11 protein-coding genes are annotated in these 12,692 nt (G+C 34.4%); 10 read left to right on the forward strand and 1 reads right to left on the reverse strand.

Annotated elements, in window-relative coordinates; all coding sequences use genetic code 11:
• Nucleotides 1-244 precede the first annotated feature (244 nt).
• The 10 genes from FLB_RS02170 to FLB_RS02215 all read left to right on the forward strand — a co-directional run bounded on the left by FLB_RS02170 (nucleotide 245) and on the right by FLB_RS02215 (nucleotide 9,694).
• The gene (locus FLB_RS02170) at nucleotides 245-1,252 is read left to right on the forward strand and encodes a 3-oxoacyl-ACP synthase III family protein (RefSeq protein ID WP_064714329.1); all 1,008 of its coding nucleotides are present in this window, start codon (nucleotides 245-247) and stop codon (nucleotides 1,250-1,252) included.
• A 549-nt stretch (nucleotides 1,253-1,801) separates the two neighbouring features.
• Nucleotides 1,802-2,029 carry a helix-turn-helix domain-containing protein gene (locus FLB_RS02175; protein WP_064714330.1) on the forward strand — a complete coding sequence of 76 codons (228 nt, stop codon included), beginning with the start codon at nucleotides 1,802-1,804 and terminating at the stop codon, nucleotides 2,027-2,029.
• Nucleotides 2,029-3,225: a phospholipase D family protein gene (locus FLB_RS14100; RefSeq protein ID WP_082923196.1), complete on the forward strand. Its 1,197-nt coding sequence runs from the start codon at nucleotides 2,029-2,031 to the stop codon at nucleotides 3,223-3,225. The genes FLB_RS02175 and FLB_RS14100 overlap by 1 nt, the downstream gene beginning before the upstream one ends.
• A gap of 57 nt (nucleotides 3,226-3,282) precedes the next feature.
• Nucleotides 3,283-3,600, forward strand: coding sequence for a helix-turn-helix domain-containing protein (locus FLB_RS02185; RefSeq protein WP_064714331.1), 318 nt, complete (start codon nucleotides 3,283-3,285; stop codon nucleotides 3,598-3,600).
• On the forward strand, nucleotides 3,600-5,207 hold the full coding sequence (locus FLB_RS02190; RefSeq protein ID WP_064714332.1) for a class I SAM-dependent methyltransferase: 1,608 nt from the start codon (nucleotides 3,600-3,602) through the stop codon (nucleotides 5,205-5,207). The genes FLB_RS02185 and FLB_RS02190 overlap by 1 nt, the downstream gene beginning before the upstream one ends.
• Nucleotides 5,208-5,508: 301 nt before the next feature.
• Entirely contained in the window at nucleotides 5,509-5,811 is a 303-nt protein-coding gene (locus tag FLB_RS02195) for a nucleotidyltransferase family protein (RefSeq protein WP_064714333.1), read from the forward strand.
• Nucleotides 5,801-6,139, forward strand: coding sequence for a DUF86 domain-containing protein (locus FLB_RS02200; RefSeq protein WP_064714334.1), 339 nt, complete (start codon nucleotides 5,801-5,803; stop codon nucleotides 6,137-6,139). Before FLB_RS02195 ends, FLB_RS02200 begins: the two co-directional genes overlap by 11 nt.
• A gap of 609 nt (nucleotides 6,140-6,748) precedes the next feature.
• Nucleotides 6,749-8,197, forward strand: coding sequence for an FAD-dependent oxidoreductase (locus FLB_RS02205; protein WP_064714335.1), 1,449 nt, complete (start codon nucleotides 6,749-6,751; stop codon nucleotides 8,195-8,197).
• 296 nt (nucleotides 8,198-8,493) lie between these two features.
• Nucleotides 8,494-9,123 (forward strand): hypothetical protein, encoded by a 630-nt coding sequence (locus FLB_RS02210; protein WP_064714336.1) that lies wholly within the window; start codon nucleotides 8,494-8,496, stop codon nucleotides 9,121-9,123.
• 334 nt (nucleotides 9,124-9,457) lie between these two features.
• The gene (locus FLB_RS02215) at nucleotides 9,458-9,694 is read left to right on the forward strand and encodes a hypothetical protein (RefSeq protein ID WP_064714337.1); all 237 of its coding nucleotides are present in this window, start codon (nucleotides 9,458-9,460) and stop codon (nucleotides 9,692-9,694) included.
• Nucleotides 9,695-10,000: 306 nt separating this feature from the next.
• Here the strand turns inward: FLB_RS02215 and FLB_RS02220 are convergent, their stop codons facing one another.
• On the reverse strand, nucleotides 10,001-12,415 hold the full coding sequence (locus FLB_RS02220) for an outer membrane beta-barrel family protein (protein WP_064714338.1): 2,415 nt from the start codon (nucleotides 12,413-12,415) through the stop codon (nucleotides 10,001-10,003).
• Nucleotides 12,416-12,692: the final 277 nt, after the last annotated feature.

A 12,692-nucleotide genomic window follows, 5' to 3' on the forward strand; every position in this document is an offset into this window, starting at 1 on the left:
ATTATTAACTGGTGATTATTTTATCTTAAACTTGACCGTATTGACCTTATGTTCTGACCGAGCATTCGAAAATTATCTATTTATTCGCTTATTTTTAGTCCAAAATAGAGCTAGTTAATAAAGATGAAGGGCTTATTTTTTTTACGTTAAAAATGATTATATCAAAAAAATGAGTAAATTGTGAGCTGTCTTTTTAAAAGATGTTTAATTTTGTCACTCAATTTTTAATGAAAAACAAATACTTATGTATCACTCTAAAATAGCAGGATTAGGATTTTATGTGCCTTCGAATGTGGTAACAAATGATGATTTATCTAAAATAATGGAGACCAATGATGAATGGATTCAGGAACGCACCGGAATTAAGGAGCGCCGACACATCATCAAAGGAGAAGACACCACAACAACGATGGGTGTAAAGGCGGCCGAGATTGCTATTCAGCGTGCTGGTATTGCCAAAGAAGATATTGATTTTGTTGTTTTTGCTACTTTAAGTCCCGATTATTATTTTCCAGGACCAGGAGTTTTGGTGCAGCGTGATTTAGGTTTAAAAACTGTAGGCGCTATTGATATTAGAAATCAATGCTCTGGTTTTGTATACGGATTGTCTGTGGCTGATCAATACATCAAAACTGGAATGTACAAAAACGTTTTGGTGATTGGATCTGAGGTGCATTCAACAGGATTAGACATGACAACACGTGGTCGTGGTGTATCTGTAATTTTTGGAGATGGAGCAGGAGCCGCTGTTTTGTCAAGAGAAGAAGATTTGACCAAAGGAATTTTGTCTACGCATTTGCATTCAGAAGGACAACATGCTGAAGAATTATCGCTTATTGCACCAGGAATGGGTGGTCGTTGGGTAAATGATATTTTGGCCGATAATGACCCGAATGACGAAAGTTATTTCCCTTACATGAACGGACAATTTGTATTCAAAAATGCAGTAGTTCGTTTTGCTGAGGTAATCAACGAAGGACTACAAGCCAACAATTTAGAAGTTTCAGATATTGACATGTTGATTCCACATCAAGCGAATTTGAGAATTTCGCAATTCATTCAAAACAAATTCAAATTATCAGACAATCAAGTTTATAATAATATTCAAAAATACGGAAACACAACTGCAGCTTCTATTCCAATTGCTTTGACCGAAGCTTGGGAACAAGGGAAAATCAAGTCGGGCGACACCGTTGTTTTAGCTGCTTTTGGTAGTGGATTTACTTGGGCGAGTGCGATTATCAAGTGGTAAACTAAAGTTACGACTAAGGAAACGAAAAGGTCTGGAGCAAATGTTCTAGGCCTTTTTTTTTAAATATATACAAGTTTAGGAAAAAGACTTTTCATTTTGTCATTCCGACAGAGGAGGAATCACACCAATTGGATACATTTTGTGTTTCTTCGTTCCTAAGAATGAAAAAAAAACGCTTAAGTTAATGACATTGCTCTAATGCAGACAAGTAGGCGGTTTTTAGTGATTAGAAAGTAGTAAACAATGGTGATATTTTGTAAGAAGATTTTAGAAAGTTTCGATAAGTTTTGTAGAAAAAAGGATATATTTTGGATTACATAAAGTATGACGCTTATCCTACCTGTCTGCCACAATTCGGGTGGCTTTGTATACTTTTGTCATAAATGTACATAAGTTGTTGGTAAGCTTACCACAGCATAGAATATTTAACTAAATCAAGACGCTCTAAAAAACTAAAAGAGCTAAAGTTTTCCAAAACCTAAATGCTAACTGTAGTATGTAGTATGAACAAAAGTATAATCTTACTTTGTGCTAACTATAGTATACTCAATGAACACAGAATTATCTCAAAATTTCGGTAAAATTATTAGAGAACTTCGATATGAAAAAAAACTTTCTCAAGAAGAATTAGGATTTCAATCTAATCTTCATAGGACTTATATTGGAATGATTGAAAGAGGAGAAAAAAATATTACTCTCGAAAATATTGAAAAATTGTCAAAAGGTCTTGATGTATCTATGAAGTTAATATTTGAAAAACTTAATAAAATACATTAATGAAAATCACATTTTTAGGGCAAGGTTTCGAGTCCGAATCAAAAAAATCTGTTGGCAATACAATAATCAAATTATTCAAAGAAAATAAATTTAACTCTTTTACTGGTATTTCTGCATTCGCTAGTGAAGCTGGTGTTGTAGGACTTTCTGAATGTATTGCTAGTGGAGCCGAATTTTATAAAACTTTGAACTTAATTGTCGGGGTTGACCAAGAAGGGACTTCAAAGAAAGCATTAATAGAAATTAATGAACTAGCAATAAACAGTTACATATTTTATCAAAAAGAGTCACCAATTTTTCATCCAAAAATATATTTATTTGAAGGCGAAAATGACACAACATTAATAGTAGGCTCATCTAATTTAACAGCAAGAGGTTTTTTTGGAAACATTGAAAGTTCATTAATGGTTGAATTCAAAAATGATAATGCAGATGGAATAAAGCTACTAAAAGAAGTAAAAGATTATTACAGTACATTATTTGACTTCACAGATAAAAATTTATTTAAAATTTCACCAAAAATAATCAATCAATTTGTTAGTGAAGGAATTGTTCCAACAAGAAAAGTTTGGAAGAAAAAACACAAGAAAAATACTTCCAATAAAGCACCACAAGAAGAAAGTGACTTGGTAATTCCAAAAAGACCAACAGTCAAAATTCCATCAAATTTTAAAGGCAGATACAAATCAAATAAAACTGTTTCAAAACTAATAACAGAACTCGAAATTAAAAATGATTTTGAATTTGAAAATGTTGAGAATAATAAAATCTTATGGGAAAGTGGCCCTTTAAAAGAGAGAGATTTAAATATTCCTAAAGGACAAAATACAAATCCAACTGGTTCTATGCTTTTCAAAAAAGGAGCTCTAAAAGATATTAATACAAGACATTATTTTCGCGATGAAGTTTTTCAAACTTTAGCATGGTCATTTGATACAAGGATAAATAGAACACATATTGAAAGAGTTGTTGCTGATTTTAAAATAGTGATTTCTGGTATTGATTATGGCACTTTTCAGTTAGGTATATCACATAATACAAATAGTGAACATTTGGAGGATGTAAAACAACCTGCTACTCAATTACATTGGGGAGAAGCAAAATATTTAATAGCCCAAGATGAGTTAATTGGAAAAACAGCAACTCTCTTTAAAGACGTAACTGTTGCAGATGCGTTTACCTTGATTATCGAATAAATATTTTCATAGTTCAAAAATTTAATTTACTTTTGGACTGAAGTTGTCCAAAACACTATGCACATAGAAAAATCATTCGGAGAAACAATTAGAGATTTACGCATTGAAAATCATCTAACATTACGTCAAGTTGCAGATTATTTAAAAATTGACACTTCAATGCTTGGTAAAATTGAAAAGAACAGTCGAAATCCATCGAAACAATTCATTAAGGATATTTCAAATTTATTTAGCATTGATGAAGACTTACTTACTGTAGCTCATTTAAGCGATACTGTTGTATATTCAATTTTAGATGAGGAATTAGCCAGCGAAGTTTTAAAAGTTGCAGAAGAGAAAATCAATTATTACAATAAAAATAAAGCTACCAAATAATGCAATTAATTAAAGAAGCGTCAGACGAAAAATTAAGAGGTGGTTTCTACACACCAGAACCAATTGCAGCATTTATTTTGAAATGGGCTTTTAATGGGAATAAAGAATTAGACATTTTAGAACCAAGTTGCGGAGATGGTATTTTTTTAAAAGAAATTCAAAAGAAAAATTACGAATACAATTCTGTTACTGCAATTGAATTTGATGAAATTGAAGCAGAAAAATCAGAATCAATTGGATTAAATAAATCAACAGTAATCAATGAAGACTTTCATAAATACTGCATTAATACAGATAGGAAATTTGACTTAATTGTTGGAAATCCACCATATATTAGATACCAATATTTTGATAGAGAACAACAACAATTTGCATCTGATATATTTAATAAAGCAAATTTAAAATATTCAAAATTAACAAACGCTTGGGTTTCATTTGTTGTAGGTTCATCTTTACTTTTAAAAGAACAAGGTAAAATTGGTTTCGTTTTGCCAGCTGAAATTCTTCAAGTTTCTTACGCTCAACCTTTGAGAGAATTTTTAGCTCATTTTTATAACAAAATAAACATTGTTTCTTTTGAGAAACTTGTATTTCCTAATATTCAACAAGAAGTAGTTTTATTGCTTTGTGAGAAAAACAACTCTAATTCTCATTTAATTGAACATCTGGAATTAAGAGACGCAGAAGAACTAAAAAAACTAGATGTTTCCAAATTAAAAAGCCCTAAAAAGAAAATTGATTTTAAGTCAAATAAATGGACTTTTTATTTTCTTGAACAAGAAGAAATTGACTTCCTAGAAAGACTTCAATCTGATAAAAAATTCAAGCAATTTGGTAAATTTGCAAAAGTAGAAGTCGGAATTACAACTGGTTCAAATCCTTTTTTCACAGTTCCTCTTTCTACAGTACAATTCTATAATCTGGAAAAGTACGCAAAACCATTAGTTGGGAGAAGTGTTCAAGTTCCTAGTGCAATCTTCACAACCAAAGATTGGGATAAAAATAGAGATAAAGAAGCTAGAACACACTTTTTGTCCTTTCCAAAAAAAGCAGACTTAAATGGTTCAATTGGTGCAAGAGATTACATAGCTTGGGGAGAAGAGGAAAAAATTAATGAAGGCTATAAATGTAGAATACGAGACGAATGGCAAATTGTTCCATCACAAAGAATTTCAGAAGCTCTTTTTATTCGTAGAAATAATAATTATCCGAAATTAATTATTAATGAAGCTAAAGCGTTTACGACAGATACGATGCATCGTGTTACAGTCAAACCAAACATTGAGCTAAAAGCTTTGACTGCTAGTTATTACAATTCTTTATCATTAGCGTTTACAGAAATTTGTGGAAGAAGTCACGGAGGAGGGGTTCTTGAATTGATGCCTAATGAAGTAGAAAGAATTCTATTGCCTTACAATGAAAATAACTTTGATTTACTTCCTCTTATTGATAAAATGATAAGAGATAAAAAAGACATTTCGGAAATACTAAAAATAACAAACCAAAAAATACTGAAAGAAAATTACGGACTTTCTGACTCTGAAATTGAATTAGCAGATAGTATATGGAAAAAACTATCTAAAAGAAGACTGAACAGAGGAAAATAAGCTAGTAGAAAATTAAAAATGGAAACGTTGAAAAAGCGAGCTCAGATCACCGCACTATTCTTACTTCTTAATAAATTTATTGTGTATCCTGCTCGAACGTCTCTGACTTCGAGCTATTTTAAATGATGTTGCCGTTCGTAAACGAGATAAAAGTCTGACGATTTTTTACGATAACTATTTTTAAATGATTACCCCCGCTGTAGCTCGGAAACCTTGGCAAAAATAGGCCCAAAATTGTGAAAATTCAGAATATAGTATACATCTAAATTTGTTTTTATTATTTTTATAAAAAATTGAAAAAATGAATTTAATTGAAAGTCATAGTAAAGATATTTTAAATTTATGTAAATCTCATAAAGTGAAATCATTATATGCTTTTGGTTCAGTTTTAACTGATAAATTTAATTCAGAAAGCGACATTGATTTAATTGTTGATTTCCAAGAATTGGATGTTCTTGATTATGGAGATAATTATTATGATTTTAAATTTTCCTTAGAAAACATTTTTAACCGAAGTGTTGATTTACTTGAAGAAAAAGCAATAAAAAATCCCTTTTTTAGAAAAACTATAAATCAAAAAAAACAATTGATTTATGGACAATAATATTAAAACTTGGCTTTATGATATTTTAAGTTCAATCAATGAAATAGAAAGTTATTATATTGATACTCCAAAAATATTTGAGATTTATCAAAATGACTTAAGGACAAAGAGAGCGGTTGAGCGAAATATTGAAATTATTGGAGAAGCGATGAACCGTATTTTGAAACTTGATAGTGAAATTGTAATTTCAAACTCGAGGAAAATTGTTGATGTTAGAAATAGAATTATTCACGGATATGATTCTGTTTCGGATGATGTAATTTGGGGAATTGTAATTAAAAATTTACCTGTTTTACAAAAAGAAGTCGAAGAATTACTTGGTGAATAATAAAGAATAAAGTACTTGAACCGCTGTTTGGCAATATGGCGGGTTTCGGATTGATTTAAAGTTGGTTTTGTACTCGCAAAGTTTCTGTTCAAACCCGTTTCCGCAATATTCTTACTTCTAAACAAATTTATTGTCTATGCTGCTCGAACGTTTCTGACTTTGAGCAACTTTAAAACGTGTTGCCGTCCGTAATTACGATAAAAGTCACACGACTTTTTACGATAACTATCTTTAGAATGATTATCTCTTCAAAAGGGTAAAGAAAACTACAAAACAACCGTTGGGCTATTTTGTAGTTTTTTGTTTTTATATAATCTGGTATTGGGTTATGAAAACAAAACGTACTCGCTTAGCCCCGATTGCAGTGGCATCCTTGCTTGCCGGGGTTCGACAAGCAAGATATAACGTAAAGCGGGACGACTCGTGTGGTGCGCAAAGAAGTGCTGCTTCTAGAAAAAAAAACACCAATGCTATCAATGCTCCGTCAGCTCAACATTAGATGCATTATCCTTACTTTTTTTTTCCTCGCTTCGTACATCAACTCCAAAAAAACCGACTCGTTTTTTATCGCTATTTTTGCACCCAATAGAGTTGGGTAGTACATCGGATATGGATAAAAAGAATACGCCTTGCTGGAGCAGTTGTCCAGACTGTCAGGGGCAAGGCAAGAAAAGTCAAAGACTTCGTAAAAAAGTGCGATTGCAGTATCAGCAGTTGGTAGCCAAACTTTCGGCTGATGGTGAAGTGGTTTTGCCTGAAGCCCCCAAAGCGCCTTTGGTGTCATGTTCCCTCTGCGGTGGTTCGGGTTTGATTTCTTCAGAAAGTTTTCCTGTAGTGGATTACGAAAACTATCCCCATATCGCTATTATTGGTGGCGGAATTGGTGGTGTGGCGTTGGCTGTAGCTTGTTTGCATCGTGGCATTCCGTTTACGCTTTTTGAACGCGACACACACTTTGACGCCCGTTCGCAAGGTTATGGACTGACCTTGCAGCAAGCGAGCAAAGCCATAGAAGGATTTGGAATTTTTTCTTTGAAAGAAGGCGTGGTTTCTACACGGCATTTGGTCCACAAAACAGACGGAACTGTAGTAGGCGAGTGGGGGATGAGAAAATGGGTGCAGCCTACCGAAAAAAAATATACCAAACGTTCCAACATTCATATTGCGCGACAAGCGTTGCGTTTGGCACTCGTGGAGCAACTCGGAGGGAAAGACAACATACAATGGGGACATCAATTGCTCGAATTTGAAGAGGAAGCTTCGGGTAAAATCCAGTTGCGCTTTCAAGTCGGTGAGCAAATCAAAACAATTCCAACCGATTTGGTGGTGGGTGCCGATGGGATTCGAAGTATCGTCCGTCCACAATTGATTGGAGAGGCGCTTACTCCTTTGCGCTATTTGGGTTGTCTTGTGATTTTAGGAATTTGTCCTTTGGATGCCCTGCCAACGGTAACTTCAGAGTTGTTGGATTCGGCTACGGTTTTTCAGACGGCCAATGGTCACGAACGTATCTACATTATGCCTTTTACAGCAAATTCGGTGATGTGGCAATTGAGTTTCCCAATGGAAGAAGCCGAAGCCAAAATGCTAAGCGCTCAAGGTGCACAAGCCTTAAAGGAAGAAGCCTTACGAAGAACGCAATGGCATTCCCCTATTCCGCAAATCGTCGGCGCTACTGAGGCTGCTCAGGTATCGGGTTATCCAGTGTATGATCGAACTTTGTTGACCTCATCCCAGTTTGAAAACGCAGGAAATAGTACTTTGATTGGTGATGCCGCCCATCCTATGAGTCCGTTCAAAGGGCAAGGAGCGAATCAAGCCCTGTTGGATGCTTTGGCATTGGCTCGAGGTATTACCAAAGGTTGTAAACCCTCGTCTCAATGGCGAACAGTAGGATTGCGAAAAAGTGTTTTACTCCCATTTGAAGCGGAAATGATAGCCCGAAGCGCGATAAAAGTCAAAGACTCCGCCGCCGCCGCTGAATTTCTACATTCGGATATCGTACTTTATGAATCGGATGAACCGCGAGGACGAATACTCAAACGGAAAAAGCAGTAAGATTTAAAACTAGAACGCGGATGACACGGATGGTACGGATTTTCGCTGGTTTGTTTTATGTTGAATCTGTTTAAATATGCGTCATCCGTGTTCCATTTTCAAAGTGTTTTCAAGTAACTAATTGTCGAAGGCTAAGAGAAAATTTTGGCTTGCTTTTTGGTTAAAGTGTAGATAGTGTTCTTTGCTACAGCATTTTATTATTGGAAAGGAGGTTTTGGATTCCATTGCATTCTTCTCTATTTTATAAAGTTGGCTTGTAGTTAAAGTGCGATTATTAACTATAAAGACCAAAAAAGATGAAAAAAGTAGTGCTGTTATTTTGTGTGCTTGGAATTATTTCCTGCAAAAAATCAGAAGTAGCGTTTGCTGAAGCGCAACCTGAAAAAACCTCTGATTTATCGTCGTTTCCCAAACATTTATTAGGGGAATATTATAACGTAGAACAAGAAAAAGGCTTGAAAATTAGTCCGTTTCAAATCATCAGAACGATGGTTATGAAAGATACCTTTAGCCGAAAAGATTTATCGAAATATGAACGCATTACTGAAGATACATTAACCAATTTACAGACTTCAGAAAAATACGTTATCAAAAAAATCAACGATTCTCTTTTTACAAATTATGTGTTTGTCGACACTGTTTTTACTATCAACAAGGATAATGTCTTACGCAAAATGAAAGGCTATTATTTCCTTAACTCAAAAAGTAACAATGATCTTTGGCTGGTTAAAAAGCTTTTTCTTCAAAAAGGACAATTGTCTATTAATGATGTTGCAGCCAATGAGGATATCGCCTTACTGGAAGAAATCACAGCAACAAAAAGAGATACTACAAGTCCCTTTATAGTGCAACCCACGAAAAAACAATTTAGAGCATTTATCAAGAAAAATGGTTTCTCGGAAGGGGAGGTGTATTTGAAGAAATAGTTTTTGCTTAATTGGATAGAAAAATTTAATTATTTGTAACTACTCAGCTTGTCTTACTTTCAATTGGCTCCAGCTTGATCTGGAGTTATTGATCTTGCTTTCAATTGGCTCCAGCTTTAGCTGGAGTTATGTGGATTGATTTCATAGGCTTTAGCCAAATAAAAGCAGCTAATTTTGGCTAAAGCCTTTAGAAACTTCAAATTTAACCCCTCCAACTAAAGTTGGAGGCAATTAATATCCAAAAAAATACCTCAATAGTTATAATTATTTATAAAGTATTCATAAAGCACAACAGGAGTTATTGTCATTTGTATTTAAAAAAACAGATTGGAAAATGGATTTACAAACACGAAAATTAAATTTCATCCAAGACTTTCTTAAATTAGAGAGTGAGAAAACCATTGCTCAATTTAAAAAGTTACATAGGGGCACAGTTGCGAATGAGGAAGAACTGAATCTAATGACGATAGATGAATTTCATAAAAGAATTCATCAGTCTTTGGAAAATATTAAAAATGGTAAAGTAACGGATGCTAATGACCTTTTAGTAGAAATTGAAAAATGGAGTTAAAAGTCAAGTGGACGGATTTTTTTAAGAATGAGTTGATTTTTTTTAATTATAAATTAAAGAGTTTCGATAAATAGTTTTTGAAAATGATAAAATCATTTATTTCGTCAATAGTCAACTGAATACAATTGAAGTAGTTGATGTTTTTGATACGAGACAAAATTCAATCAAAATAAAGAGCACTAAAAAGTAAATGAGATTGTAACTATTGTTTTATACCTCTGATTTCAAAACAAAGAACCCCTAGAGTTGGCAGTCTCTAGGGGTTCTTTTTCTACAAGTAAAAAAAAATAAGGAACGGATTCTAGGTTAAAACATACCTCCGCCTCCTTTATTCGTATTGTCGTCTCTTTGTTTGCGTTGTAAACTTTTGTTTTTTCCGCCACCAAAACCGTAAGTCACACCTAAATATACCGTCTGGCTTTCCCAAGTAAACTCTCCAGTTTGTGGATAAGGATATTCAGCATCAAAAGCATAACGCATAGTGTTGAACATATCGTTGAAACGCACACTAATGTTCATTTTGTTGTCTAGCAAAGTATAGCGCGCGCCACTGTCAATTTTGTACATTTCTTTACTGTTGTTTTGCAATCCATCCACACTTCCTCTGTAGAATCCGAAAAGTAAAAAGCTTAAGCGTTTGTTGGCTTTGAAGTTAGAGTTCAATCGTCCGTTGAAAGCTGAAACGGTCACATTTCTTTCCAAAGGTTTGCTAGTGTTGGTTAATGGATCAAAAGCAAAAACTACGCCTTGTTGTTTGATGCTCGAAAAATCAATAGCTGGTTGTATGTCCCACCATTTGGTGATTTTATAATTAGCAGACACTTCAAATCCAGAAGCCGTATTGTTATCGAAGTTGGTGTAGGTCAAAATCTGTCTTTGTCCACTTGGGTCATTTTTGTCAGGGTACAAAATGCGGCTAATTTGGTCGTTGATGCTTCTTACGAATACCCCAGCGGTAATGCTTCCTTTTGTTAAAACTTTGGTGTAATTCACTTCAATCGAATTGGTAAATTGTGGTCTTAATTCTGGATTTCCAAAAGAAGTTACCAAAGGAGTTGCAAATTCACGAATAGGTTTGGTTTGCTCTAAACCTGGTCGGTCTACGCGACGGCTGTAACTGAACTGCAAGGTGTTTTTCTCACTCAAATTATAGGTCAAATAGGCAGAAGGATAAACGGTAATGTAATCGTCATCAAAGGTGGTTTTTCCTCTGTTCAAGTTGGCAGCTACTTTATAACTTTCAAATCGAGCGCCTATTTGGTAGCTGATTTTTTTGAATTTTTGACCAAAAGTAGCATAGGCAGAATAAATATCAATATCGTACGTGTAATTCGATTGCTGATCGGCTGGAGCTACTAATGGATTTCCGGTGCTGTAGTTGTTTTCTGTTCTCGTGATTCTGGCTTCGGCACCTGCTTCAAGTGTTGATTTTTCGTTGATTGGATTAACATAATCCACATTGAAAGTACTCAGTTTTTGAGCGTCTTTGATATTGTCTTTGAAAAAAACTGTGCTGTTGGAATTGTTAGTCGTAGTCGTTTCGGTGTCAAAACTCGCTCTTTGGGTTTCTTTGTAATCGTTAAAGTTGGCTTCTACATCTAGCGTGTGGCCTTCTTTTTTGAAAATATGTTTGTACGCCAAGTTGTAAGTTCCGGTTTGATTGGGTCCTTCGTAAGTGGATTTTTGCAGAATTCTGTCAATCGTTCCTCCGTTATTGTAGTCAATATTGGTGTTTACATTTCCAGTTCCATCCGCTTTGTTTTGGTTGGTGTAAAAAGACAAGGTATTGTGGTCGTTGATCAAATAATCCATTCCCACTTTGTACAAATACGAATCGTTTTCATTCGAAATATCTAATTTTTGAACAAGGTCTTGATCCAATCTCGAGATTTTTCCATCGTTGAAATAAGTACCAAAGTTACGCCCTCCGTTACCAAAGAAATTCACTTTGCCCACTTTGTAATTCATGTCCAACGATTGGTTGTATTTGGCAGTTTCACCAAAGGTAATTCCACCGCTAAAACTTCCGTTAAAACCCGTATTAGCATTTTTGTGCAAGATGATATTGATGATGCCCGACATTCCTTCAGGATTGTATTTGGCACTCGGATTAGTGATTAATTCTATTTTTTTGATAGAAGTCGATGGAATTTGTTTTAGCAATTGGGCTGGGTCAATGTTCGTCGGTCTACCGTCAATTAAGACACGCACATTTTCATTGCCACGCAACGATAGTTTTCCGTCTTGGTCCACATTTACAGAAGGAATATTGTTCATAATGTCAGAAGCCGAAGCGCCTGCCGTGGTCAAATCTTTTCCGACAGTAATTACTTTTCGGTCGATTTTTTGTTCAATGGTTGAGCGTTCGCTTACGATGTTTACGCCTTTTAATTGCGTCGCTTCTTCTTCTAAACTAACTTTGAACGAGGCTTCTTTTTTGTTTTCGGTCAACAATGCTGAAGCGATGTATTTTCTAAATCCGATGTATTGAATTTCGACGGTGTAGTTTTTCAAAGCCAAATTCTTGATGATGAATTCGCCGTTGTCGTCTGTGTTTGCGCCAGAAATTACTTTTCCGTTTTCTTTAACCGAAACGATAGCGTAAGAAATGGGAGCGTTTGTAGATTTTTCGGTAATTTTTCCAGTGATTTTTCCAGAATTTTGTGCCGTTCCTATTCCGACTACACATAGTAATAGAAAGGTGATTAATTTAATTTTCATGATTGATTGATTTTGGTTGATGTTTTATTTAGACTGAAAAGCTTGCGATATGTTACAAGAAAAATTAACAAATGTTTAGTTTGGAACTCATAGATTACTATTTTTTGGCGGTTTTATGCAGTTTTTAGGGGAATAGTGCTTGGTTTTAATTGTTTTTTAGTCAGCTGTTTATCGATGAAAAGGATGCATAGAAAAAATTTTTGGACTCAATTCAAAAAAAAATATAAAATAGCCTCTTTTTTTTTAACAGCTTTAGGAAAAATCAAACAATTTCGAT

Origin of the sequence: Flavobacterium succinicans, assembly GCF_001662485.1 — a bacterium.
In the GTDB taxonomy this organism is placed as follows: Bacteria; Bacteroidota; Bacteroidia; order Flavobacteriales; family Flavobacteriaceae; genus Flavobacterium; species Flavobacterium succinicans_A.